Here is a 26,800-nt window from a genome sequence, read left to right on the forward strand (position 1 = left end):
TTCCTTGTTGTTTGTATGGCGCTTGTTGGCCCACTAGGGTGCTGTGTTCGTAGCACTTGTCGAGTGTCATTGAAATCGGATTACCGCTCTGCAGCGGCGCGAAAGTGTGCGCGGTGAATGGGTCATTCAATAAACAAGGAATGTGTGATGGCTTTAAAAAATGATTATTCGTTCGGACGAGCATTCGTAACTGCGCAAGAATATTCGGTGCTTTCCAAGGCACTTCGAGAGTTTTCCGCTTCGGCGCAATACCAAGCGCTGAACGACTATTATCAGCAGGCCAGTCAGACGACTGACCCGGTGCTGTTACTGAATCTGGCAAGCTTGTTTCAAGAGCAACTTGCAGCATTGTTGAAACGCAAGAAAACCGCTGTGCCTGTGGCTGTCGAGAAAATTGCGAGCGGGCTGCAGCGTTATCTGGCACGGCTTTCGACGACCGTGGAAATGTTGTCGGGGGTGGGCCAACCGGTGCCGAAAATTGTTCATTTCGTCTGGGTTGGCGGAAGCGAAGTCGGTGTCAACCAGCGCGATTACATGAACATCTGGCGCCAGGTGATGAGGGCTGAGGATTACCGCTTCAACCTTTGGTACGACAGCGACGCGTTGCTGGCTTTCGAGATGAACCGGGTCATTCTCGACAGTGCCAGGGCTGATGCGATGGCGTCCGGTGGCGCACAACTCAACCATGCCGGGCAACTGGCGACGATGATTGAAGACCGCGCGCGGGTCTTGAAACAGCAAATGTTTGACTACCTCAGCCAGCCGAAATGGAAGGGGCGAACCGATGAAGCGCGCATCGATCTGATGGTGCGTGCTTATGGCAAGGACCGCGCGACGCTGCAGGCTTTCCGGCAACGCTGCCTCGATAGCCATTTGGCGATGGTGGGTCCGGACCTGCAATTACGCGATGTAGCTCACGCCTTTACCGATGACCTGCTGGCGGACGTCTACCGCCGCGAAGTGGCGATGCGTGGCAATTTCGCCGCGGCGAGCGATGTGGTGCGCTTGCAGGCAAATTTCCTAGAAGGCGGGCGTTATACCGACATGGATTATCTGCCGCCACTGCTCGATAAGTTGGGTGGTGTCGATATCAGCGATTACAGCCAGACGCAGAAAATCGGTGTTCTGCAACTGTTGTTGAATAACAACCGGCAGTTGATGCCTGGACGCGATCCGCAGTATTACCCAGACAGAACCGACAGCCTTCCCGAACAACATAAACAACTTCTGGAGGATTTTGCTCGGAGCAAGCCGGACGTCCTTGAACTGTTCGTGCCGCCAGAAACCATGGACGCTGTCGAGAACGGCTTTCGCATGGGACTGCAAATCGGCGAAGAAATGAACGCGCATTTTATTGCTCAGCCAGGCAGCGGCATGACGATGTCGATCATGCAAGTCATTCGACTTAATTACGACGTGCTCGTTGAAGTTGAAAAACGCATGGCGAATTCGGGAGCGGGCTGGGCCGACAGCGAAACCCTGACCGGCGTTGCTGCAACAGTCATTGAAGATATTCTGGTCAGGTCGAACTTCACCCGATGGGATGAGGCGTATGCCTATCAGTTGCTTAAAGCGGTTGTCACCTATTACCAGGACGGTATCCGTAATGACGCCGGGGGTACCGTAACGCTTACCGGCCCGGGCGCGGCACTCGCCGGATTGCATGAATATATCGAAGCCAATTCCGATCCGTCTTTCAGCCGTCAGGTATTGGCGCAACAGCGTTTGCGCGAGGGCTACAACGTCAATACCGAAGAGGAAACCGTTTCCGGCTGGATCGTCAGGGGCAAGGAAAAAGACTGGCTGGAACGGGAGCACGCCCGGTGGGCCGAGGGAAAGCTCAAGTCTCGGTATGCCGGTCGCTTGTCCGAACTGCTCAATGATCGAAGCCTGACCTTCGAGCGCGGCTGGCCGATCATCGAAGGCAAACCGGTGCTGTTGACCTCGGTGTTGCAAGGTTTGATGGATGATCTGGGAGAGCCGTTCATTCGAGCAATGCGCGACAAGTTGAGTGGTGAAGTCGCTTTCCACCAGGCCGTGGTCATCGACTTCGACACCCGCCAGCAAGTACTGGCGCAAAGGCCTGCCGTTGTGCCGACCTCCCGCGGTGCGGATTCCGTCAGCCACCTCAACGAACTGTTCAGCCGGATCGCCCACGGAACGATGCCGCTGGAACAACTGAGTCCTTTGATGCGAGTGGTGCTCGGGGGGATTTTCGGTGCGACGCATTTGGACGATGCAGGGTTCGCCGATACCTGGCAGAACGTGCGCAACCTCGCCCTCGAAACGGACAGCGACGGTACGTTCGCCCGCTACGATGCGATCGAAAAAGCCGTGCGCCAGCGCCACTCGGCAACGTTCGAAAACGGACTGGCGCGCGACCTGCCGGCCGTTGCATCGACGGCCCGCGAGCTCAAGGTCCAAGCCATGTCCGAGCCGCTGACGCTACGCCAGTGGGGCGAGCGTATCGGCCAGATCAAGCGCAGCGCCGAGCAGGAGTTACGCACGCAGATCTTCCAGCGCAGCGGGCAAGTGCGCGACGCCTTTTTCACGGCTGGCGCCGTCTCGGTCAAGCAGTTGCCGCAGGATCTGCTGCTACGCAGCGCGGGCGATCCGGGTCGCCGTTGCTATCCGCTGGCGCTGCTGATGGCCGCCGCCGTGGCTGCCGGCGAGACGGCCGAGCGGGCGTTGGTAGGGCATGTCGCCACCGCCAGCGCGAGTCCCGACGAACTCGGTGCACAGGCGTTGCGCAGTGCGCTGGACGAACTGCGTGCCGTGCCCACCGCCGAGGTCGGCACCGCGAGGGGCGTGCAGCGTCTCGACAGCATCATGGCTGCACTGGACGCCCGCGCGGGGCCTGCGGTGCTGCTGCTCGACACTGGCGACCACGCCCTGTTGCTGGCCAAGGTCCTGACCGGTGAACACCCGACCTATCGCTTCTACGATCCCAATTTTGCCCTCTACGGGTTTGCCGATGGCGCACAACTGCTGCGTGGCATAGAGCATTATCTGAGCGCGGACGATAACGCCCTGGCGAAGCTTTATGGCCTGGGCGATATGGCCACGGCGCAGTTCACCGTGACTGAGCTGGACACCGTGGCGATCGCCGAACGCAGGCTGTCATCGGATCTGCGCGTGGACAGTTTTCTGCACAACGTTGCGCTGGCCGACCCTCAGGGGGCGTCGATCTGGCACAAACAAGCGCTGGCCCGCATCCGGTCTCTGGGCCAGAACTCGCGGCTGGGCGCCAGTCTGGCGCAGCTCGATGCGCGCTACTGGGCCAGCGAGTTCGAACAGGCGACCCAGCGTTTGCGCAGTGAGCACAAGCTGGCGCGTGAGTATGTGCCGCTGCTCGATACCCTCGGCAACGACGCCGATGGCGGCTATCGCCTGACGCTGATGGATTCGCGCAATGGGCAAAATACCGTCACGGTCCTCAGCCGGGATTCGCGTTTTCAGAGAATCAGGCAGTATGTCGAACGACTCGTCCAGGGCGGCGCGGCCAGGCCTGGTCTGGCGGCTGATCACGACGGTGGCAGCCGGTTGAGTTTCGCCTTCGCGATCCAGACGCTGATCAGTGAAATGCGCCAGCGCGAGTACCGCGCTGGCGATTCATTGCCGACATTGACCGTCTCCCTGCAAATCCAGCTGTACGTCAGTTATGCACAGCTGGGGACTGGTGTGGTCAGCGATGCACTGCAGATTGCCCAACTGGTGCGCCAGGTGGCGGCGGCTGAGCAGGCATTGAAGCCGGCTTCGTTATCCGCTCGCCTGGCAGGGCAGGCCGCCACGGGCGTCGGGGTGGCGTTTTCCGTGGCCAACATCGGCTTCGACATTTACAACCTGACGCAGGCAGAGAATCGTGAGCAGCGTGCGCGCTTTTCCACGTCTCTGGCGTTCAACGTGGCGGCCCTGGGCCTGGATATCGTCGCCCTGGCGGCGGGCGGAGCGGTGGGCGCGTTCGCCGCAGCGCTGTCCGTGCCGCTCCTGGGCGTGGGTATCGGCGTGACCGCCATTGCCAGCAATCTGGGGCAGATCATGGATAAGGCTGCGGCCATTGGCGAGCACCTCTCGCAGATCCATGACGCTTATCAGGCGTCTTACGAAAGCCATGGTGCGGTCTTGCAGTTCCCCTCACTGGCAGTGATCACCGATCTGAATCTGCAAAGCAGACGGGTGGTGTTCGAGGGGCAGAAGTTCTACCCGTGGAAGGGCAGCGCGCTGGAGCTGCCGCAGTACGACGATGATCCCGCCCGGCGGCACGCCGCGATCGATATCCGCAGCGCTTTTCAACGACCTGCGGTCGCCAGCGTCTGGGGCACGTTGCCCGAGGCAATGGTGCTGCCCTGTGCGCCAATCTGTTACTACGGCTACGAATATCAGATCGGCAGCGCCGGCGCCGTACCCTTTTCCACCACCCGCTATCCGCAGTTGCATGATCGCCTGGCGCATCAGCTGGAATATGACACCCAGGGCAATCGGCAGTTTTATCTGTTCAGTACACCGTTTGCGCCACACATACTCTTCAAGCTGCATCCGGTATTCCTGGCCACGACGATCGCGGTGCAATTGAGCGAATCGGTGCGCCAGTTGGTAGTTGCGGATCTGCCACCAGAGTGGCGCAAGAAGATTGCGTACCGCATCACCGCACCGCAAGGGCAGTACCGGATCCGGCTGGTGCCGGGCCTGCTGGCGGTGAGCTTCGAGCAAGCGCAGGGCTGGGAACAGGTGACATGGACGGTGCAGGCGTCCTGGGCACGGCTGGCGCAGGTCAGCTTCCGCGAACAACCACGGGACAGTGCCGACAGCGCACCTGAGATGCTGGTCGATGGCCTGGTGTTGAATCGTTTCGACGGCGTCATCGAGCTGGCCGAGGGGCTGTACCGGATCGACTGGACGGGCCGCAGCCTGCATCTGATCAGCGTGATCTTCGACTACGAAAATACAGCTGCGGATCACCTGCGCAGCGCAAACCAGACAGCCAGTGGCATTCCAGCGCCGGTTCTGAGCTTTCTGCGCACTCAGGTCAAAACCGGACAACTGACAGCGGCCTGTCTGCCGTTGCGTAACTTCAGGGTGCCGTTCCACCCGCCGGGCCGGCCAGTCATCACTACTGGCTACTACGACACTGCGCGGGATCGAGTGCTGTTCGGGCGCAACCTGCCGCAAGAGGTCAGCGAGGGCGTGGTTCTGGCCGGCGTCAGCGCCCGTCATGCGTGGTTCTACCATCCCGACCATCCATTGGTCTGGCGGGTCGATGCGCTGACCGGTACTGTCCAGCATCGCTACCGGCTGAAAAAACCGCGCACAGGTTCGACCATCATCGGCTGCCACCAGCAAGCCGATGGTGCCTTGCGGATTGCGCAGAGGCTGACGGCAGAAGCGCTGCATGGCACGACCACCGTCGAGTATCGGATCAGCGCCCAACAGGTGGAGCTGACGGCTTGCAAGATTGCTTTTGCGGCGCAGGACTATCGGTTTCAGCCGCGCGAAGCACTGCGCCAGATCGATGTGCCATTCGCTGACGACACGCCAGACACGACCGCCAGTAGCAGCGATTGGTCCTATGCTCCGTTCATTGTCGTCGAAGGCTACGTCGGGTCGCAGTTGCGCGACCGCGCCTGGCTGAACAAGACGACGGGCAAGTGCATTCAGGCCGGACAAAACCTGGCATGGCCCGAGGACTTGTTGATGCTGATGCCGTCCAGTCCTGAAAACAATGCGGTGCTGTTCTACAGTCAGCAGGAGCGGACCATCAGCCGCGGCATCGAACCGAGCGAAGGGCATTGGCAGAATGTGGTGATCGAGCACGATGTGGTCGAGATCACCCGCACGAATCAGCGCTTCATCGCCACCCGGGACGATGGTCGCCTGTGCGAGGTCGATATCGTCGATGTGCCTGCTGCGCCAGCGATTGCCGACGACGTTGCGCTCAAGTTCGGGGTACCTGCGCTCAGCCACAGAAGCGATGAGGCGTGGCGTGATCTGGCAGATAAACCCTCGATTCTCAGGTTTGCCGGCGTTGGTCAACGCTGGCTGCAACGCAACCCCGATTGGTTGAGTGCATTGCCCGCGCTGGCCAAGGCCGCGCCGTTGGTGGCTTTTCCGATCCTGGGTTTGCGCGATGTAGCGGGTCAGGCCCTGCTGGCGGCATGGTTTATCGAGGGGCAAATCGCTCTGGCCGAGATCGGTCAAGGCAGGGAATTGTCGCTGCTCGGCCCGACGCCGGATAAAACCGCCGTCTGGTTGTTCGAGGTCGCCACCGGGCGACTTTATCGCCAGCCGCTGGTGGCGATCGAAGCGCTGCGCGGAGCGTTTTCAGCCGAGCATCGCCTGGTGCAGCCGCAGTTGCTGGTCAGGCCTGAAAAGGTCTGGCCATCATGGGCCTGTAGCGAGGTGCAGCGGCAGGGTGAAGGGCTGATCGCGCAGACCTTCGACGGGGTGCATCTGCAATTGTTGGATAACCAGCCAGCGATGATCGTTGGCGTGGCAAATCGCTGGTCTTGCGTGCCGGGGCAGACCGATGAGCAGTTACGTGCACGCCTGCGAGCGTTATTGAGCGGGCATGCCCACGCGCCGGTCGTGCAAGTGGCAAGCGCGACCGGACGCTATGTGTATTACGTGCCGGACCTCGATCGGCTGTTCGATCTTCCAGGTCGCAGCGACGGATCGTGGTCGACATTTCTCGGCACGCGCGGGTCCAGGCAGCCGCTGCTGTTCGACCCGATCGCCCCATTGATTTTCAGCGCCGGCCCAAGCGACGGCGTCTGGCTACCCGCAAGTCATGCCCATCGCGACGCCGAGGTCATGACGCTCGAAGTGGCTGATGACATTACGGAGATTGCGACGTTGCTGCCCGATGGGGTCGACAAGCTATTGCTGGTTTACGCTGCGCAGACCTCTGGTTATCGGCTGTCGTTGGAAACCTGGCAGCGCCTGGACTGCATCGTGGTCGATGGAAGACAGGCGTGGGACGCGGAAACGGCTGAGCCTTGCCTGCTGGCTCTGGACCTGGACGAGTGCGGGCATTGGTTGATGTCATCGGTCGATGGCGACGTGGTGCTGAGCGATCCGGACTCCGGGCGCAGTCTGATCGTGCGCAATTTCGACGCACAGCGCCCATTGGAACTGATGCTCCCCATCGCCGGGCGGCAACATACCTTCACCCTGACTCAAGGCGTGGAAGCCTTGGCCACCGAGCGCGGTGCTGAGTCAACGGCCAGCCTGACAGCGGTGATCGCAGCCCTGCACTGAGGTCGCTCTGCACAACAGAACGCCGCGAACGGTTACCGTGCGCGGCGTTTTGTAGTGGTCGTCGTGCTGCGGCAATGCTCAAGGCACCAAATAGCCCTTCACACCGGTAAAGATGATCTGCGCTGCCAGCGCGCAGACGAACAGCCCCATCAAGCGGCTGACAATCTGCAAACCCTGATCGCCAAGAATCCGTTCGATGCGATTGGACAGATACAACACCACACCGACGGTAAAACTGGCCAGGGCGATACTCATGATCGCGGTCAGCTTGTCGTCCCAGTGCGGCTGGCTGACGCCCATTACCAGCAAGGCACCGATGGTGCCGGGGCCGACGGTCAGCGGAATGGTCAGCGGCACGATGGTCACATCCTGCTGCACGTTGTCGGCCTGCACCGCCGGTTTTCCCTGGGCCATGCCCAGTGCCGAGATGAACAGTACGCTGCCGGCGCCGATGCGGAAGGCGTCCACGGTGATGCCGAACACGTCGAAAATCACCCGCCCGAACAGATACAGCAGAACACTGGAAATCAGTGTTGCAAGAGCGACCTTCCACGCCAGACGCCGCTGCTCCTTGCGCGAATAGCCGCGGGTCAGGCTGATAAAACAGGACAACACGAAGAACGGGCTGTAGAGCACCAGCATCTTCAGGTAAACGCTGAACAACACGTGGAGCATGATTTTGGCTCGCATCCAGAGTAGATGAGTTGGAGTCTATCAGACTGATCTATTGGCTGTGGGTCTGATGTTTAATTGTTGCTTAGTTGTTATTCCGGGGAGTGGGATAACTTCTTTTGTTGGTTTGGTTTTGTGCTGGATATGCTGTTACATGTTTGGGTTTGTGGGTAATGTATTTGCTGGTTATTGTTTGTTTTGCAAGTTCATGAGGAACTTGCATTGAATTGAATAAGGAACAGTTGTAATGAATGCTCAAGTTGTAAGTCAGCGGTATATCGATGCGTGTGTCAAAAACATTGACGAATATGAACTGGATGATGCGCCCATTATCCGTTCGCGTAGTCTGATCATGCCGGGTGACGAAATTGAAGCGCCCTCCCAGGGCTCGGTTGTCGGTGAAGGGATCATTTCCTTCAGCGGCAACATCACCGGTGTTAATCGCACCGATGCGCAGAATGCTTTTCTTTATGCGTCGCTGGTTGCTAACAAGCGCTACCCCCTGGAGAGCCAGGGCAAAGAATGGTACATGCTGTTTCGCGAAGTCATGACCAATGCGGGCTGGGCGCCTATCCGCCGTTTCTACAGTGATTTGCAAGTCAGCGGAACCAGCGTGCGGATGGACAAGCTGGTGCTTGAAATCCTTGGCTCGGTAGTTGCTGGCCTGGCTGTACCTGGTCCTAGCACCGCGCTGATGTTGAAGGTAGCGGGCGATGCGATCGCTGCGCTGAAAGAGCGTCAAACGGCATTGACCCTGTATGAGCGCAACCTGCTGGAAAACGGTGTCGGTGGAGTGACCGCCGGCGCGTGCGCCGAGATCAACGGAGCGACTATTTTTGCAGTTGGTGCCGTGCGCTTTGCCCGACGCAACTCTTCGACCAAAGTAATGTTTGTCGATGTGGATGTTCGCAATGTCGGCCTTTATCGCGGTGAAACTGTCTTCGAGAAAAACGAGTTTGTTGCTGAAGCGACTCGCACAAAGATTGCTACCGCTCTGGTGAATCACTTGGCTAAAGCCATCGATTACGATATTTGATGACAACATGAAGGCGGCCGGATAACGGCCGCCTTTTTTGTGCGGGGATAACTTGTTATGGATACGGCCTATTCAGTAGTTGTCGTTGGCGCGGCAATTTTGCTGGTGCCTGAAACAGAAGAAATGTTGGCTTGTGACAACGTCATCAACAGTGTGCTGTACGCACAATTGGTCGCCAATAAATCGGTGGAAAAACAACCCGGATCCCAATGGTATGAGTGTTATACAGAGGTCCTGGACAACTTCTGGGTGCGCCAGACGAGGGCGCGTGAGGACAGGAATGTGTTGTCTGGGAATATGGAGTCAGTCATCGATTGGGTAGTCGATTGCATCGGTAAGGCCGATCCAGATCGAGTGCCTGCGATTGCAGCCATGCTGGATCAATGTGCGAATCTGCCGGCGGAGCATCCGGCCATCCATCTGCTTCGTACGCATATGCAAAAGATCTCTGATGCAACGGCAATGCCTGTGCAGTTGCTGGTGATCGTGGCGCACTCCCCGACGCATCTCACCAGCGTGTACGTGACGTTGAGAACGCATCAAGCGCTTCCTGTGAATCCGTTGGCCCATGCCTATCAGGCAGAGGAGGTTCAAGGTCCTGTCACGCTGCGGCTTGCCCGATCAACGCTGTCGCAAGGTCTGTATGAGATGGTCGCCAGCGAAATAGCGCTGAAGATTCAAGATCGCATTGCGGCCAACGTGGCGGCGCTGTCCCTGGAGCATGAGCAATGACCGAGCTTTTCGCACCACCCGCTGCGGTCGTGGGCGGCAGCGTCGTGTCGTTCGCCAGCGGTCTGCCCCCATCCCACCGGGAAGACGTCTACATGAGCACGGCGTTCGCGCAAAACGCGACGCGCGCAGCATTCGAAGCAGGATTGTCCGGGGAATGGTTCGAGTACTACTGCAACCAGTTGAGATTTCTGGGATGGGACGTACCCCGTCCGCAAGCCTTCGTACCTGAGCAGGGCGGTGTGATGGCCGGGCAGGCGATCAACCGCATTTCCACGCGCCTGGGCGCCGATTTCGCCTGGCCGATGAGCCGCGCCCTCAAGCAAATGGAAAGGAATGCATCTGCGAGCGAACTGTTCGACTCAACCGTACTGCGGGCGCAGGGCAGTATTTTTCAGTTGATTCCCTGCGTCATGAATGGCCCGAACAGGGTCGATATGGGTGTCTATCATCGGCAGTTCAAACTTGAACGAAAGGCCACCGGGTTCCTGTTTCTCGATGATCAATCACTCATCAGTAACAGCCTCGAACAGATGGCACTGATCAGCTTCAATACGCTTCACTACGGTACGTTTCGCGAGAAGGTGAAAAAGTCGGTGCTCACCCAGTCACTGAAATATTTGAGCGAGCTTGAACTCTGATCGCTCAGTACGTGGAAGCCGTACGGTTCTGCTGATCACGCTGTGCCACCCAGTGCTCGATCAACTCGCGCAACTGCGACAGCTCGACCGGTTTGGACATGTGCCCGTCCATGCCGGCCTGCCGGGCGCGTTCTTTGTGTTCGGCAAGAATGTGCGCGGTGAGGGCCACGATCGGTGTGCGGATCCGCTGATTGCTCACTTCCCAGGCGCGCAGTTGCTGAGTGGCGGAGAAACCATCGAGGATCGGCATCTCACAGTCCATCAGCACCAGGTCATAACGCTGGGCTTTCATCGCTTGCAGCGCTTCTTCGCCATTGCTCGCGGTGTCCGGCTGCAGGTTGAGCTTGCCGAGCATGCCGCGAATCACTTTGGTCGAAATGGTGTTGTCTTCGGCGACCAGGATACGGAAGTCGCTCGGCACTTTCGCAGCAGCGGCCGCTGTAACCACTTGCGGCTGGAACACCACCTGGCCCTTGTTGCGCTGATTGAGTTCGTCCGCCAACGTAGTCTTGAGCGTATAGCCGGCCACCGGTTTGGCCAGAATCCGTTTGATCCCCGAATTGCGCGCAATGATCTTGCTCGGCGCGTTGCTGATGCCGGTGAGCATGATCAGCAGAATGTCGTGGTTCAGGCTCGGGTCTTCCTTGATCTTCGCCGCCAGTTGCATCCCGGTCATGCCCGGCATGTTCTGGTCGAGCAGCACCACATCGAAGTAATCGCGCAGGTGCGCCTTGGTGCGCAGCAGCGCCAGCGCTTCCTTGCCCGAAGGCACGGCGCTGACGTTCAGGCCCCAGGCGCTGCACTGCTGCACCAGCACTTTGCGACAGGTGTCGTTGTCGTCGACCACCAGCACCCGCGCGCCTTGCAGCGGGCTGTCCAGATCGGAGGTCGGATGCTCGAGGCGATCGGGGTCCAGTGGCAGCGTCAGCCATAAGGTGCTGCCCTGGGTGGCGCCGCTCTTGATGCCGAACTCACCGTGCATCAGGCGAATCAGTTGTCGCGCAATCACCAGCCCCAGATTACCGCCGAGGCGATTGGCCGAGAGGAAGTGTTTGCTGTGCAACTCGGCGTGCAGCAGTGCATCGCGTTCTTCCGGCTCCATCGGCACGCCGCTGTCCTGTACGGCGATGCGCAGGCGCGGTTTGCTGCTGCGCTCGTCGAGGGCGACGACGATCAACACTTCGCCTTCTTCGGTTTTCTTCAGGGCGTTTTCCAGCAGGCTCAGCAAGGTCTGGCGCAGCCGCGTCGGATCGCCGCTGATCACCCGTGGCACTTGCGGCTGGATGAAGCTGATCAGCTCGACGTTCTGTTGCTCGGCCTTGGCCCGGTAGATGCTCAGGCAATCGTCGATCAGCGCGTTGAGGTCGAACTGCACGTCGTCGAGTTCGATCTGCCCGGATTCGAGCTTGGAGATGTCGAGGATCTCGTTGATCAGCGTCAGCAGTTCGTTGCCGGCGCTGTGGATGGTTTGCACGTAATCACGCTGCTTGACCGACAGCGGCGTACCCAACAGCAACTCGGTCATGCCCAGTACGCCGTTCATGGGGGTGCGGATTTCGTGGCTGATCTTGGCGAGGAACTCGGCTTTGGCATTGATCTCGGCATTGCTCGCCGCCAGGTCGCGGCTGATGCTGAAGCGGCTTTCGGTGATGCTGCGCTGTCGCTCGCCCAGGGCGATGCTCATCAGCAGGCCGCTGATGCAGATGAACACCATCAGCGTCATGATCAGGCCTTGCGGCGTGACCAGGGTCAGCCCCAGCAGCGCCGGCAGGATGACCAGCGTGCCGATGTTGAACACGACCATCGCGGCCACGAACAGGCGTGCCGGGCGGTAGCCCTTTTGCCAGTGATAGAAGCCCACCAGCAACATGCTCAGGCCGGCCAGCGCCACCAGCGCGTAGGTGATGATGTTCAGCGGCAAGGTGTTGACGAACAGCAGCAACAGGCTGCACGTGACGATCAACAGAATGTCGCCCCACAGCAGTTTGTTCAGCGGGTGCTGGCCCAGTGGCGCGAAGAAGCGCAGGGCATACATCAATCCGGCCGGGGCGGTCAGCAACAGGGCCAGATAAGCCCCCGGCGTCTGGATCGCATGCCAGTTCGGCAGCCAGGGCCCGGCGAGGTTGAGCAACAGGAACAGACTCAGCCCGAGCAGGCCTTCACAGATCGCCAGCCACAGACTGCTGCGCGAGCGCGAGTAGGCGTAGCGCACCAGATTGTGCAGCAGGAGCATGGCGAGGCAGCCGAACAGCAGGCCGAAAATCAGCGTCTGCTTCTGATCGGCCGCGCCTTGCACCGCCGCTTGCAGGGTGATGTGCGGGCGCAATTGATGGTCGGAGACCATGCGTACGTAGATGTCCAGCGGCTTGTCGGCCTGGGGCAGGGGCAGCATGAAATCGCTGCTCGGCAAGGGACGTTCGGCCTGTGGCCGTGCGGTGCCGGTGTTGCGTTGCTCGATCAGCCGGTCGCCGTCGAGCACGTAGAGATTGAGCTGTGACAGATCGGGGGCAAAGATGCGCAGCACCTGTTCGTGCTTGCCCGGCGCCAGTTTGAAGCGCAGCCACAGGGCGCCCTCGGGCTCGGCCGCGGTCAGGTGGTCAAGGTCGGTGGGGCTGAATTGATTGGTGTAGCGAGCGGAGCGGATGTCGCTCAGTTGCAGGATGCCCTGATCGTCAAGCAATACCGACCAGCCACTGCCTTGCGCGGCCTGGGCCGGGAGCATGCAGAGCAAGGTCATCAGCGTGACGGTGAAGCTTATGGCAATCCTGAGCCAGCGCACGGCGAAATCCCTTCGTAGGTTGATGCCAGAATATAACGATGCGCGACGACCGAACAGCCCGGCGAGAAATGGCCTCCCGCGCCGGGCCTGATGGATCGCTTATTCCTGGATTTCGCCGCGTTCACGGGCAATGGCGCGGTAGCCAATGTCCTTGCGGTAGAAGCAGCCTTCCCAGTCGATGGCAGCGGCAAGCTGGTAGGCCTGCTGCTGAGCTTCACCGACGGTGGCGCCCATGGCCGTGGCGCAAAGCACGCGACCACCGGCGGTAACCACCTGACCGTCCTTCAATGCGGTGCCGGCGTGGAAGACTTTGCCTTCCAGACCTGCCGCTGCATCCAGACCTTTGATCGCTGCGCCTTTGGCGTAGTCGCCCGGATAGCCGCCAGCAGCCAGGACGATGCCGACGCTCGGACGCGGGTCCCACTGCGCTTCAACCTTGTCCAGCGCTTGCGCCAGCGCGGCTTCGACCAGCAGCACCAGGCTCGATTGCAGACGCAGCATCACCGGTTGGGTTTCCGGATCGCCGAAGCGGCAGTTGAACTCGATGACCTTCGGATTACCGGCCTTGTCGATCATCAGACCGGCATAGAGGAAACCCGTGTAGACGTTGCCTTCGTCGGCCATGCCGCGCACGGTCGGCCAGATCACCTGGTCCATCACGCGCTGATGCACGTCGGCGGTGACCACCGGGGCAGGGGAGTAGGCACCCATGCCACCGGTGTTCGGGCCGCTGTCGCCGTCGCCGACACGTTTGTGGTCCTGGCTGGTGGCCATCGGCAGGACATTCTTGCCGTCGACCATGACGATGAACGAAGCTTCTTCGCCGTCGAGGAATTCTTCGATCACCACGCGCGAACCAGCGTCGCCAAACGAGTTGCCGGCGAGCATGTCACGCACGGCGTCTTCGGCTTCGGCCAGGGTCATGGCAACGATCACGCCTTTGCCGGCAGCGAGGCCATCGGCTTTGATCACGATCGGCGCGCCTTTCTCACGCAGATAAGCCAGGGCCGGCTCGATCTCGGTGAAGTTCTGGTAATCGGCGGTCGGAATCTTGTGGCGGGCGAGGAAATCCTTGGTGAAGGCTTTCGAACCTTCCAGTTGCGCAGCGCCGGCGGTCGGACCAAAGCAGTCCAGGCCACGGGTGCGGAACAGATCGACCACGCCAGCCACCAGCGGCACTTCCGGGCCAACGATGGTCAACGAAACGTTCTTTTCAGCGAAATCGGCCAGTTGCTCAAGGGCCAATACGTCGATAGCGACGTTTTCGCACTTGGCTTCAATGGCGGTGCCAGCGTTGCCTGGCGCGACAAAGACTTTCTGCACACGCGGATCCTGAGCCACTTTCCAGGCCAGGGCGTGTTCACGGCCACCGCTGCCAATGATCAAAACATTCATTTCAAAAACCTCGGATGACGCTAATTCTGTTGAGCGCCGCAGGGACGCTTTTCTGTAGGAGTGAGCCTGCTCGCGATTGCGGTGTGTCAGTCACTGCAGCTTTGACTGACCAATGGCTATCGCGAGCAGGCTCACTCCTACAGTGGATCGTGTGATTAGTGACGGAAGTGGCGCATGCCGGTAAATACCATTGCGATACCGGCTTCGTCGGCAGCGGCAATCACCTCAGCATCACGCATCGAGCCGCCCGGCTGGATCACCGCGGTGATGCCGACCTTGGCCGCGTTGTCGAGGCCGTCGCGGAACGGGAAGAATGCGTCCGAGGCCATGACCGAACCGGCAACCTGCAAGCCAGCGTGCTCAGCCTTGATTGCGGCGATGCGTGCCGAGTTGACGCGGCTCATCTGGCCGGCGCCGACGCCGATGGTCTGACGGTTTTTGGCGTAGACGATGGCGTTGGATTTGACGTACTTGGCGACTTTCCAGGCGAAGATCAGGTCGTGGATTTCCTGTTCGGTCGGCGCGCGTTTGGTCACCACTTTCAGGTCATCGGCACTGATCATGCCGATGTCGCGGCTCTGCACCAGCAGGCCACCGTTGACGCGCTTGTAATCCCAGGCAGCGGCGCGCTCAGCCGACCACTCACCACAGGCCAGCAGGCGTACGTTGGCTTTGGCGGCGACGATGGCGCGGGCTTCTTCGCTGACGCTTGGGGCGATGATCACTTCAACGAACTGACGCTCGACGATCGCCTTGGCGGTCTCGGCATCGAGTTCACGGTTGAAGGCGATGATGCCGCCGAACGCCGATTCGGTGTCGGTGGCGTAGGCCAGTTCGTAGGCCTGACGGATGCCGCCTTCGGCGTCCGGGCTGACTGCCACGCCGCACGGGTTGGCGTGCTTGACGATCACGCAGGCTGGCTTGACGAAGCTCTTTACGCATTCCAGCGCAGCGTCGGTGTCGGCAACGTTGTTGTACGACAGTTCCTTGCCTTGCAACTGGGTGGCGGTGGCGATGCCGACTTCGGCAGGCTTGGCTTCAACGTAGAAAGCCGCGCTCTGGTGCGGGTTCTCGCCGTAGCGCATTTCCTGGGCCTTGATGAACTGGCTGTTGAAGGTACGCGGGAATTCGCTGCGACCCTCAGTGCTCAGGGTTTCAGCGGCCTGGTTAACGGTGCCCATGTAGTTGGCGATCATGCCGTCGTAGGCGGCGGTGTGTTCGAAGGCCTTGAGCATCAGGTCGAAACGCTGAGCGTAGGTCAGGCCGCCAGCCTTGAGGTTTTCCAGGACGTTGGCGTAATCGCTGGCATTCACCACGATCGCAACGTCTTTATGATTTTTCGCTGCCGAACGGACCATGGTCGGCCCGCCGATGTCGATGTTCTCGATGGCGGTCGGCAGGTCGCAGCCTGGCTTGTTGATGGTTGCTTCGAACGGGTACAGGTTGACCGCCACCAGATCGATCGGCTTGATGCCGTGCTCGTTCATGATTGCATCGTCAGTACCGCGACGACCGAGGATGCCGCCGTGGATTTTCGGGTGCAGGGTTTTCACCCGACCGTCCATCATCTCGGCGAAACCGGTGTAATCCGCGACTTCCACTGCGGCAACGCCGTTGTCACGCAGCAGCTTGAACGTTCCGCCGGTGGAGAGGATCTCGACGCCCAGAGCTTCAAGCTCCTTGGCGAATTCGAGGATCCCGGTCTTGTCGGAAACGCTGATCAAGGCGCGGCGGATCGGCAGGCGGGTAGTCTGGTCGGTCATCTCAATTTCCATCAAAAGCAAAGGAAGTCAGCAAAAAAGGCGACCGTTTTTTACGCGGGCGCCTTTCTGGTTTGATTGAATGCTTACAGCAGATCGTACTGCTTGAGTTTCTTGCGCAGCGTGCCGCGGTTCAGTCCCAGCAGCTCACTGGCCTTGGTCTGGTTGCCCTTGACGTAGTTCATCACGCTTTCGAGCAGGGGCGCCTCGACTTCGGACAGCACCAGGTTGTACACATCCGTGACGGACGCGCCCTCAAGGTGGGCGAAATAATTGTGCAGCGCCTTCTCGACACTCCCGCGAAGGGTCTGGCCTTCTTCGCTCGGCGTGTTGAGGTGCTGTTTCAAATTCACGTTGTCGCTCACGGGTGTTGTTCCACTCACTAAAGTCTCGGTCATCATCGTCATGCGGCCACCCCTTCTTCGTCCCCTGTCAGGCTCTTGTAACGCTCGGCGAAGAACTCCCGAACGTCGGCGCATTGTGCTTCCGTACCATCCAAACGATTGAAACGGGCGCGAAACTCCCTGGCGCCCGGCAAGGTTGCGAGATACCAGCCCACATGCTTGCGGGCAATGCGCACGCCCATCACGTCGCCATAGAAGGCGTGAAGGGCGACCAGATGCTCCAGCAGGATGCGTTCCACTTCGCTCAGTTCCGGCGCGGGCAATTTCTCGCCGGTGCGCAGGAAGTGTTCGATCTCGCGAAAAATCCATGGCCGCCCTTGAGCGGCACGGCCTATCAGCAGGCCATCGGCACCGGTCGCGTCAAGCACGTATCGGGCCTTTTCCGGCGAATCGATATCGCCATTGGCAAACACCGGGATCGACACGGCCTGCTTGATCGCAGCAATCGTGTCGTACTCGGCTTCCCCTGTGTACAGATCGGCGCGCGTACGGCCGTGCACGGCCAGCGCAGTGATCCCGGCCTGTTCGGCGATCTTCGCCACGGTCAGGCCGTTCTTGTTCTCGCGATCCCAACCGGTGCGGATCTTCAGGGTGACCGGCACATCAACCGCGGCCACTACGGCCTGCAGGATCTCGGTCACCAGTGCTTCGTCTTTCAGCAACGCGGAGCCGGCGGCCTTGTTGCAGACCTTCTTCGCCGGACAGCCCATGTTGATGTCGATAATCTGTGCGCCCAGCTCGACGTTGGCCCGTGCCGCATCGGCCAGCATCTGCGCGTCGCCACCGGCGATCTGCACCGAGCGTGGCTCGGGATCACCTTCGTGGATCATGCGCATGCGTGACTTGCGGGTATTCCACAGGCTCATGTCGCTGGTGACCATTTCCGAGACTACAAGCCCTGCGCCCAGACGCTTGCACAGCTGACGAAAGGGCTGGTCGGTGACGCCCGCCATCGGGGCGAGAATCAAACCGTTCTGCAATGTATATGGGCCGATGCGTACCGCCGACATAGGACTTCCCTGAAGTGGGGCCGGATCATGAGAGTTCGAAAAAGGGTGGGCATGATACCCGCTCTCGATGACTGGTTAAAGGCTGAATTGAACAAAATCTGAACAGTTATTCTGTTATCGCCAACGGTTTGGTTGGCCGCGATCCAGTCAGAAAAATGCCGTCAATCGGGAAACGCTGAAGCGGTTCATTCCGGCGAATGGAAGTTGAGGCTGTAATTCACCGCTTTCGGCCCCGGATCGAGAATATCCAGGGCGATGTGGATCGGCGTCTGCGGCGGCATTTCCGCCAGACCCTCAAGATCGCCGCTCAGGTACTCGCCGGGCTTGAAGCGACGACTGGCGATCAGGTGACCGTTGAGGTCGGCAAAACGCAACTCGAGCAACGGAAACGGCTGGGAAAACGTCGCACGGTTATAAATGATCGCATCGACCACCAGCGCTCCGCTGAATTCCGGATGGCTGCGTACCACCAGGTTGCTGCTCTTGATTTTGCCGATATCGACTTTGGAGGGCACGGTGCAGCCGATCTGCGGACAGATCTGCTGAAACCATGGGCGGTATTGATCCTGCCGCGCCAGTTCCTCGAAATGATAGGCGATGTACTGAGCGGCAAGCCCGCCGGCCGCCAACACCACCAGCACCAGCCAGAGCAGACGCCGGCCCCAGGGCGAGCGACGTTGCTGCCAGTCCAGTTGCAGCGGGTCGTCGGTCAGATCCTGCAGGACTTCGGCGCGCACGCCGGGCTCGGCCCGTTCACGTTTCTTGCGCGGCGAGGTGATCAACGGCAGATCGTCGTCCTCGCTGTCGTCGCTGGCCGAAAGGCGTTCACGGCGGGCGTTGGGATTGATCGGGTCGTGCAGGCGCAGTTGCGGGATCGGCGGTTCGTCGTCCAGGTCCACCGGCTCCAATGACAACGACGGTTCGGTGCGCTCGGGTTCGAGGGTTTCAATCTCGTCGAGATCGGGTTCGATATCCGGCGCGGCGCTGCGCTCCTCGGCAGGCTCGCTGAACAGACTGTCGGGCCATGTCCCTTCGTCGGGTTCCGGGCTGTCGCGCCGCGCGCTCAAGGACTCTTCGCGGGCACGGCCGAACTCGGCGACCGGCTGGATTTCGCGCTGTTCGAGGCGGGCGAGTTCTTCGTCCAGATCGAGGCTGTCCAGATCCAGTTCGGACGCGCTCCACTGTTTTTGACTGATGGCGCGCGGTGCAGGCGTGTCATCGGTGCTCGGTGCAGCGCTGACTGATGTTGGCGCTTCAGGCAGTGGCGACGCGACCGGCGTCACCGTGTCCTTGCCGGCATGTTGCTCGAGCAGCTGCTTGGCAGCATTGAACACTTGCAGGCAGGAGCCGCAACGAACCACGCCGCGCGCCACGCTCAATTGCGCATGGTTGACGCGGAAGCTGGTCTGGCAATGCGGGCACTGGGTGACGAAACTGTCGGTCATGCGGCGATCCGGTTCAGGCAAGCGGTCATTTTAGCGCCGACGCCCGGTGATGCGCACCCAGCCATCGCGATTGGCAATCGGGTCGAGCTCGAAGTCCTGCGCATAGGCAGCGGCGACTTCTTCACCCTGTTCGGCGAGGATGCCCGACAGCGCCAGGCGCCCGCCGCTCTTGACCAGGCTGGACAGTTGCGGCGCCAGCGACACCAGCGGGCCGGCGAGAATATTGGCGACCAGCACGTCGGCCTGGACCTGCGGCAGATCTTCCGGCAGGTACAGCGGGAACAGCTCATCGGCGATGTTGTTGCGCCCGGCGTTGTCGCGCGAGGCTTCCAGCGCCTGCACGTCGATGTCGGTGCCCACGGCTTGTTTGGCGCCGAGCAGCAGAGCGGCAATCGCCAGAATCCCCGAGCCGCAGCCGAAATCCAGCACGTGGCAGTCTTTCAGATCCTGGCCATCGAGCCATTCCAGGCACAGCGCGGTGGTCGGGTGGGTGCCGGTGCCGAACGCGAGGCCCGGGTCCAGCAACAGGTTGACCGCGTCAGGCTCAGGCGCGGCGTGCCAGCTCGGCACGATCCACAGGCGCTGGCCGAAGCGCATTGGCTCGAAACCGTCCATCCAGCTGCGTTCCCAGTCCTGGTCTTCGATGACTTCGCTGTGGTGCTCGGGCAACGGGCTGCCGGTCAGCAACTCCAGGTGAGCCAGCACCGGCTCCGGTTCGGTGCCGCCTTCGAACAGCGCCAGCAAGTGGGTGTGCGACCACAGCGGCGTGGTGTTGAGTTCCGGTTCGAAGATCGGCTGGTCTTCGGCGTCCATGAAAGTCACCGACACGGCGCCGACTTCGAGGAACGCGTCCTCATAGGTTTCGGCTTGTTCCGGGGTGATGGCGAGACGGACTTGCAGCCAAGGCATGGCGGGCACCTTTGAAAATCTGTGGGGCAGCCCGAAGCTGCAAAAGCGCGCAGTTTACGCCAGGTCGCCGGCAAAGTGGACACGCCGCTCGGCTGTTACACATTCGCCAGCGCGATATACATATGTATCGCCTGAGTGCGGTTGCCGACAAATAGAGTGAAAGCTCATTTCTACGCAAGAACGGGCTGGACGATATGGCGGGTGAACAAGCGATTGTAGAAGAAAAACCACCGGAAGCCGCTGCGCCCACAGGAACGGCCCAGGAGATTCTCCTGCGGATCACGCGTTGGCAGGTGATCATCGACAAGCGCCTGAGCAGTCAGCTGACCTTATTGGAGGCCATGGAAGATTTCGCCTTGACCGAGCTGCGCGGTCATTACCCGCACGGCAATATCGACCCGGGGTTCGTGCTGGCTGTGCTGGATGCGATCCTGCAAAAAATCATCGACGGCAAACCGCTGATGTACCTGGCGATCCGTGACGCTCCGTACCGCTGGCCGGGCGCTGCTGATCGGGGATTGCCGCCCGGCCATCGCCAAGCGGTCATCCAGACCGTGGATAGCGTTTCTGTGCATTTCCTTGAGCAATACAAAAAATACCTGCGAGCACACTGGGAAACCAAAGGCCAGGAGGCTGCGTTCGATCATTTGGTCCTGCGCAAGTTGCGGCGTTACGTCGACGACATCGACGCGCTGTTCCACCCGGATCGTCTCGCGGAACTGACGCCGGATCGATTGCGCAGGCAGATCGACAAGGTTCAGGAGCGAGGCGCGCGCCGCTATCGGTTGACCGCGCTGGCAACGGGCGCGGAAAAGAAGCGGCTCGAAGCGCAGTCATACGCACAGTTGCCACATTGGTTGCGAGTGCTGAACGACCCGGAGCGTGCGAGGTTGCGCGGTTATCAAGAGCAGACGTCGCAGGCCCGGGCAGCGCTCGATGATCTGCTGGAAGGCTACGGTTCGTTGCGCGCCTATGCCCGGCAACAGGCGCTTGAGTACATCAGGCTCAAGCTCGACATGGAGGTGGAACCGGACCGGATCGACGTCCGCCTGAAATGGCGTTCAGCGGTCGGTGAGCCGACGCAGAACCGCAGTCTGAGCGAGTTGCTCGCGGCGGGGCCGATCGGGACTGATTTCGCTACCGTTCTGGAAGTCACCAGTGCTCCTTCGCGACGCAATCAGCCGCTGGAACCGGCATTCATCGCCGACATGCTGGCCGGCCAGGATTATCCGGTCGGCTACCTGCGCGCCCTCACCGGACAGTATGAGCGCGAGGATGTACACGAAGCCTTGATCGACTGGTTTATCGCGCGACTCAGGCAAAGCGCGTTCGTTGCGCGTTGTGCGGGGTATCTGGCGGTCGACGACCATGATCGTCTCGAATCGCTGTGGGCCAGGGAGGCCATGGATGAATCCTTGCGCGTCGCCGCACTGGCGTTACCCAATGGCATGCAGTGTGCCGACTTTCTGGTGTTTTACCGAGAAAAGGCTGCACCAGCGGTAACTGATCTGCTGCTGTACGCGCCAAACAAACCAGACGGCCAGGAGTGGGTGCGCCTGCCTTCGCTAGCGGCATTGACCGGAGAGGTCTGGGGCTGGACGCAGAGCGAGTCCGGTCGCGAATACCTTTTGCAGCAGCTTTCCCCCACTGCCCATCGTCAGGCCCGTGAGTACCTGGTCGCCGTGGCTGCCGACCCTGGCCGGTGGGGGATGAGCAGTGACATCCGCCGTGCGCCCATGCTGTTTGCTGAATGCGTCGAAGCGGCGGTAAAAATGGGCCTGGCGAAAAACCTGCAGCAGGTTGAAGAGGACAACTCGCTTCGCTGGTCCTCGACGCAGGCCCCGGATGCGCGCCGACGCCTCAGCAGCCTGAATCAGGAGCTGGTTGTCCATCAGCAGGTCTTCAATGAGTGGCTGGGCGGTTTCGAAGTCTTTGTCGACTTCGCCAGGCGCACGGTTGCCGCAGAGATCGCGCCTTATTTGCGCAGCAAACAGGTACTGGAACCGGTCGACCCGGCCACCGTGTTGATCGATTACAGCGCCGGCATCGTCGATCGCAGGAAGCAATCGGTAGCCAGCCTGCTCGACCTGGCGATCTACGGCTACGACGACAACGCCGGTATCGACCATCCGAAGAAAGGCGTGCGCTCCTCCGTTGGTCAGGATTTGAGTCAGGTGCGCAGCGCTGATCTGGCGCTGTATCTGCGCCGGGCGTGGCTGGGTGAAAAGTATGCCAGCGAGATCCGCAGCAGGTATCTCGACGCTCGCGATGCTGCCTATGAGCCGCGTCGCTTCGCCTACCGTAACGTGCTGCTGTCGAAAATGGACCGTGATTTGCGCGTCGCCAGAAGTCAGGCGCGGTTAAGCGACGCGGTTTATTCGGCGCTGGTCCGTCAGGTATCGCTGTTGAGTCAGCTGCCAGCGCCGGGCAAGCCTTTGCGGGGCGCGAGCATGGTCAGCAGTGACGGTGTTTTCAGATTCACCGTGCGCAGCCACGTTGTGCTTGGGGTCTACGTTTTCACCTGTTTCGATCCCGAACCGTCCTGGTGGCTGTACACGCCGGATGCTCCCGATGATCTGACGCTGCGTCCGTATCAGTCACTGCATGGCGACATCGCCGGTGCATTGCATGATTACCTGCTCGCGCGCACGCCGGTTGCTGCGCGCAACACTGTTTCGCGTGCCCTGTATGCGATAGCGGCAAGAAAACAGCGTGTCGATACGCTGTACGAAGCACAGCGCGTGAGTGATGCGCGCAGCGAGTTCAACGCCTACATCGAGCGCACGGTCACGGATGTGGAGGACATCACCACCAGCCGGGCAGAAATGATCGAGAGACAGGTTGTCAAAGGACTGATGTTCGGCGCCGCACCGTTTTGCATGGTGTTTCCACCCTTTGCCTTGCTGCTGGATGTCGTGTTCATTGCCGTCAGCGCCGGTCAGGCCGTCGCGGCGCATCTGGAAGGCGATGTCGAGGGCGCGCTCTGCCACTGGCTCGAGGCATCGTGGGGCGCCCTGTTTGCCATGGTCGGCGCCGGCGGTACGGTCAAGCTGCTCGGGCGTTCGGTCAGAAATCTGAAGCACACGATGCGACCGGTCTCATTGCTCACCGAGCGTCTGAGCAGCGTGGCTCCTGTTCGCAAGGAAACGCTGCCGGCGGTTCGCGAGGTGCGTTTTCATGCCAGACAGGCCGTCAGCAGAAAGCCGAATGATTTGCAGCAGGTCACGGAAGAAGGTGTCTTTTTAGGCACATGGCGCAGTCCGCCCATGACTCCACAGGCTCAACCGACCTATTACATCCGCAACAGGGGCAAGTATTTCCAGGTCAGGGAGAACCCGCATTTCGATGGTCTCAGCCTGGTCGATGCCCGGCGGCCCGCAGCCATTTATCAAAAACCGGTACGACTGACCACGAGCGGCAAATGGACGCACGATCGCGTCGGGTTGCGCGGCGGCGATGATCAGGTGCGCAATCTTGGCCATGTGACCAATCTGCGCAATGCGTTTCCCGGGCGCGTCGAGCCGGTGCTTAACCGTGGCGCGTTGCAGGGCGAAGCGCTGGTGGCGAAGTTTGTCGCCGGCTCGCGGGACAATTACCTGTTTTCGCTGAATGCGCAAAGCTGCGTGATTGCTTCGATCTACAACCCGACGACAAAGGTCGGCGCTGTCATTCATTTCGATCACAACATTCGCACGCTGATCAAAGACACGGTCAAGGATACGATGGCGCGTCTGGGAGGCTCGAGCAAAGATGTTCGGGTCACGCTGGTCGGCGGTGACTGGCTGACCGGTGCCGACATCGGTGGGACGGTCAGGACAGTATTGCGTCAAGAGGGGCTGAGGCCGACGTGGGACTACTGGTCGTATTCTTCCTGTCTGGGCAATAACTATGCAGTGTCGTTGAATCTCGATAGCGGTGTTTCGACCGTGTTCAAGACATCCGCCAGTCAGGTTGAACGCCTGTATTCGCCGGTTTTGCAGCGGGCGAGCCATGCCAGCGATCCGGTGTCCAGACGCGCACAGGTATTCATGGAGCGGTTTCGGCGAAAGCCGTTGCACGAGGATGCCTCTGGCGCCGTGGTCGACCAGAACGGGCGCCGGGCAACTCCCGAGATGATTCAGGAGCAGGCTTTTACCTTGGTATCGATGAACTGATGCGCGGGCTTAAGGCATAAAAAAACCCGATCCGCAGGGATCGGGTTTTTTCACGCCAGGTCAGTCTTACGACTGCTTGGCCAGCTTGTGCTCGAGGTAGTGAATGTTCACACCACCTTTGCAGAAGCCTTCGTCACGAACCAGATCACGGTGCAGCGGGATATTGGTCTTGATCCCGTCGACCACGATTTCGTCCAGGGCATTGCGCATGCGTGCCATGGCTTCGTCGCGGGTTGCGCCGTAAGTGATCAGCTTGCCGATCAGCGAGTCGTAGTTCGGTGGCACGGCATAACCGCTGTACAGGTGCGAATCGACGCGGACGCCGTTGCCGCCTGGGGCGTGGAAATGCTTGACGGTGCCCGGGCTCGGCATGAAGGTCTTCGGATCTTCAGCGTTGATCCGGCACTCCAGCGAGTGACCGCGGATGACCACGTCATCCTGAGTGAACGACAGCTTGTTGCCAGCGGCGATGCTGAGCATCTCCTTGACGATGTCGATACCGGTGACCATCTCCGAAACCGGGTGCTCCACCTGAACACGGGTGTTCATTTCGATGAAGTAGAAACGACCGTTCTCGTAGAGGAACTCGAAGGTGCCGGCGCCACGGTAGCCGATGTCGATGCACGCCTTGACGCAGCGAGCCAGGACTTCCTGGCGCGCCTTCTCGTCGATGCCCGGTGCCGGCGCCTCTTCGAGAACCTTCTGGTGACGACGCTGCAGCGAGCAGTCGCGGTCGCCCAGATGGATGGCGTGGCCCTGGCCGTCGGACAGGACCTGCACTTCGACGTGACGTGGATTGGTGAGGAATTTTTCCAGATAGACCATCGGGTTGCCGAACGCCGCGCCTGCTTCGGAGCGGGTCAGTTTCGCCGAGGCAATCAGGTCTTCTTCCTTGTGCACCACACGCATGCCGCGACCACCACCGCCACCGGCGGCCTTGATGATCACCGGGTAGCCGACTTCACGACCGATGCGCAGCGCCGTCTCTTCGTCTTCCGGCAGTGGGCCGTCGGAGCCTGGAACGGTGGGTACGCCTGCTTCGATCATCGCGTGCTTGGCCGATACCTTGTCGCCCATCAGGCGGATGGTGTCGGCTTTCGGGCCGATGAAGGCGAAGCCGGAGTTCTCGACCTGCTCGGCAAAATCGGCGTTTTCCGCGAGGAAACCGTAGCCTGGGTGAATGGCGGTAGCGCCGGTCACTTCAGCGGCAGCGATGATGGCCGGGATGTGCAGGTAAGACTGAGCGGCGGACGCCGGGCCGATGCAGACGGATTCGTCTGCCAGACCCAGGTGCATCAGCTCTTTGTCGGCCTTGGAGTAAACGGCGACGGTCTTGATGCCCATCTCTTTGCAGGCACGCAGAATCCGCAGGGCGATCTCACCGCGGTTAGCGATCAGAACTTTTTCCAACTTCGCAGTCATCAAAGGCTCTCCGCGGTTCAAACGATGGTGAACAGCGGTTGGTCGTACTCAACCGGCTGGCCGTCTTCGACGAGGATGGATTCGATCACACCGCTGGTTTCAGCTTCGATGTGGTTCATCATCTTCATGGCTTCGACGATGCACAGGGTGTCGCCTTTCTTCACGGTCTGGCCGACTTCAACGAAGGCTGGCGAGGTTGGCGAAGATTTACGGTAGAAGGTGCCGACCATCGGCGAACGGGCAACGGTGCCGTTCAGCGCGGGTGCAGCAGCGGCAGCCGGAGCAGCGGCGGCGACTGGCGCAGCAGCAGGGGCAGCGGCCGGAGCCTGCATCGGGGCTGGCGCGTAGTACTGCTGCGCCGGGGTCTTGCTATGGCGGCTGATGCGTACGGACTCTTCGCCTTCCTTGATCTCGAGCTCGTCGATGCCGGACTCTTCCAGCAATTCGATCAGTTTCTTAACTTTACGGATATCCATGAATCATCAACTCCCAAGGGTCGGTCAGGGGCGTATAGCTTGGTGTTCAAGCTGCTCTAGTGCGGCCTCCAGGGCCAGTCGGTAACCGCTGGCGCCAAGGCCGCAGATCACTCCTACCGCTACATCGGAGAAGTAGGAGTGATGGCGGAAAGGTTCGCGCTTGTGCACGTTGGACAAGTGCACTTCGATGAATGGGATGCTCACTCCCAGCAGCGCGTCACGTAATGCGACACTTGTGTGCGTAAAAGCCGCCGGATTGATCAGAATGAAATCCACGCCTTCATCGCGCGCAGCGTGGATGCGATCGATCAATTCGTACTCGGCGTTGCTTTGCAGATGCAGCAGATGATGGCCGGCTTCACGGGCGCGACGCTCCAGATCCTGATTGATCTGCGCCAGGGTCGTCGACCCATAGGTCCCCGGTTCCCGGGTGCCGAGCAGGTTCAGGTTGGGGCCGTGCACCACCAGTAGCGTCGCCATCTGCGTTGTCCTTGTTATCAATGAGCAGTCGTCAGAACCCGGCGACTATGCCGCAAAGCCTTTGTGACTGTCCAGTTCCATGCAATAGCCGGCACGATGGGCGATGTTTGCGCGAAATTTGTGACCATGAGTTCACATCCGGTCATTCTGCGGGATCGGCGGTGTCTGGTTTGACGCTATCGCGAGCAGGCTCACTCCTACATTTGGAATGCGTATCCCCTGTAGGAGTGAGCC

16 protein-coding genes are annotated in these 26,800 nt (G+C 60.4%); 5 read left to right on the forward strand and 11 right to left on the reverse strand.

Annotated features, from left to right (window positions below; all coding sequences use genetic code 11):
* Positions 1-147 precede the first annotated feature (147 nt).
* A complete protein-coding gene (locus DCO47_RS08615; RefSeq protein WP_116657915.1) occupies positions 148-7,254 on the forward strand; it encodes a TcdA/TcdB pore-forming domain-containing protein in 7,107 nt (2,368 codons plus the stop codon).
* A gap of 78 nt (positions 7,255-7,332) precedes the next feature.
* Here DCO47_RS08615 and DCO47_RS08620 read toward each other — a convergent pair whose 3' ends face one another.
* Complete coding sequence (locus tag DCO47_RS08620; RefSeq protein WP_016771870.1) at positions 7,333-7,929, reverse strand: MarC family protein; 597 nt, start codon at positions 7,927-7,929, stop codon at positions 7,333-7,335.
* 244 nt (positions 7,930-8,173) lie between these two features.
* Between DCO47_RS08620 and DCO47_RS08625 the strand changes: the two genes are divergently transcribed.
* The 3 genes from DCO47_RS08625 to DCO47_RS08635 are packed head-to-tail and all read left to right on the forward strand — an operon-like array spanning position 8,174 to position 10,332.
* Positions 8,174-8,962 carry a hypothetical protein gene (locus DCO47_RS08625; protein ID WP_116657916.1) on the forward strand — a complete coding sequence of 263 codons (789 nt, stop codon included), beginning with the start codon at positions 8,174-8,176 and terminating at the stop codon, positions 8,960-8,962.
* 57 nt (positions 8,963-9,019) lie between these two features.
* A complete protein-coding gene (locus tag DCO47_RS08630; RefSeq protein ID WP_116657917.1) occupies positions 9,020-9,694 on the forward strand; it encodes a hypothetical protein in 675 nt (224 codons plus the stop codon).
* Positions 9,691-10,332 carry a hypothetical protein gene (locus DCO47_RS08635; protein WP_064362992.1) on the forward strand — a complete coding sequence of 214 codons (642 nt, stop codon included), beginning with the start codon at positions 9,691-9,693 and terminating at the stop codon, positions 10,330-10,332. The genes DCO47_RS08630 and DCO47_RS08635 overlap by 4 nt, the downstream gene beginning before the upstream one ends.
* Positions 10,333-10,336: 4 nt before the next feature.
* On the opposite strand, the gene DCO47_RS08640 is transcribed toward DCO47_RS08635, so the two are convergent.
* The 7 genes from DCO47_RS08640 to prmA all read right to left on the reverse strand — a co-directional run bounded on the left by DCO47_RS08640 (position 10,337) and on the right by prmA (position 20,034).
* The gene (locus tag DCO47_RS08640) at positions 10,337-13,111 is read right to left on the reverse strand and encodes a hybrid sensor histidine kinase/response regulator (RefSeq protein ID WP_064362991.1); all 2,775 of its coding nucleotides are present in this window, start codon (positions 13,109-13,111) and stop codon (positions 10,337-10,339) included.
* A gap of 99 nt (positions 13,112-13,210) precedes the next feature.
* On the reverse strand, positions 13,211-14,506 hold the full coding sequence (gene purD / locus DCO47_RS08645) for a phosphoribosylamine--glycine ligase (RefSeq protein WP_116657918.1): 1,296 nt from the start codon (positions 14,504-14,506) through the stop codon (positions 13,211-13,213).
* Between the two features lie 155 nt (positions 14,507-14,661).
* A complete protein-coding gene (gene purH, locus DCO47_RS08650; protein WP_064362987.1) occupies positions 14,662-16,269 on the reverse strand; it encodes a bifunctional phosphoribosylaminoimidazolecarboxamide formyltransferase/IMP cyclohydrolase in 1,608 nt (535 codons plus the stop codon).
* 83 nt (positions 16,270-16,352) lie between these two features.
* Positions 16,353-16,673 carry a DNA-binding transcriptional regulator Fis gene (fis, locus tag DCO47_RS08655; RefSeq protein ID WP_002555375.1) on the reverse strand — a complete coding sequence of 107 codons (321 nt, stop codon included), beginning with the start codon at positions 16,671-16,673 and terminating at the stop codon, positions 16,353-16,355.
* Entirely contained in the window at positions 16,670-17,680 is a 1,011-nt protein-coding gene (gene dusB / locus DCO47_RS08660; RefSeq protein WP_116657919.1) for a tRNA dihydrouridine synthase DusB, read from the reverse strand. The genes fis and dusB overlap by 4 nt, the downstream gene beginning before the upstream one ends.
* 185 nt (positions 17,681-17,865) lie before the next feature.
* Positions 17,866-19,125: a DUF3426 domain-containing protein gene (locus DCO47_RS08665; protein ID WP_065615541.1), complete on the reverse strand. Its 1,260-nt coding sequence runs from the start codon at positions 19,123-19,125 to the stop codon at positions 17,866-17,868.
* A gap of 30 nt (positions 19,126-19,155) precedes the next feature.
* Entirely contained in the window at positions 19,156-20,034 is an 879-nt protein-coding gene (gene prmA, locus DCO47_RS08670; RefSeq protein WP_042608905.1) for a 50S ribosomal protein L11 methyltransferase, read from the reverse strand.
* Positions 20,035-20,228: 194 nt separating this feature from the next.
* On the opposite strand from prmA, the gene DCO47_RS08675 reads away from it, so the two are divergent.
* A complete protein-coding gene (locus DCO47_RS08675) occupies positions 20,229-24,188 on the forward strand; it encodes a type III effector 1 (RefSeq protein ID WP_116657920.1) in 3,960 nt (1,319 codons plus the stop codon).
* Between the two features lie 66 nt (positions 24,189-24,254).
* Here the strand turns inward: DCO47_RS08675 and accC are convergent, their stop codons facing one another.
* The 3 genes from accC to aroQ are packed head-to-tail and all read right to left on the reverse strand — an operon-like array spanning position 24,255 to position 26,566.
* Positions 24,255-25,610, reverse strand: coding sequence for an acetyl-CoA carboxylase biotin carboxylase subunit (gene accC, locus DCO47_RS08680; protein WP_024011424.1), 1,356 nt, complete (start codon positions 25,608-25,610; stop codon positions 24,255-24,257).
* Positions 25,611-25,627: 17 nt separating this feature from the next.
* On the reverse strand, positions 25,628-26,086 hold the full coding sequence (gene accB / locus DCO47_RS08685; RefSeq protein ID WP_016771862.1) for an acetyl-CoA carboxylase biotin carboxyl carrier protein: 459 nt from the start codon (positions 26,084-26,086) through the stop codon (positions 25,628-25,630).
* 24 nt (positions 26,087-26,110) lie between these two features.
* Complete coding sequence (aroQ, locus tag DCO47_RS08690; protein ID WP_116657921.1) at positions 26,111-26,566, reverse strand: type II 3-dehydroquinate dehydratase; 456 nt, start codon at positions 26,564-26,566, stop codon at positions 26,111-26,113.
* Positions 26,567-26,800: the final 234 nt, after the last annotated feature.

This window comes from Pseudomonas sp. NDM (assembly GCF_003105095.1).
Lineage (GTDB): Bacteria > Pseudomonadota > Gammaproteobacteria > Pseudomonadales > Pseudomonadaceae > Aquipseudomonas > Aquipseudomonas moraviensis_A.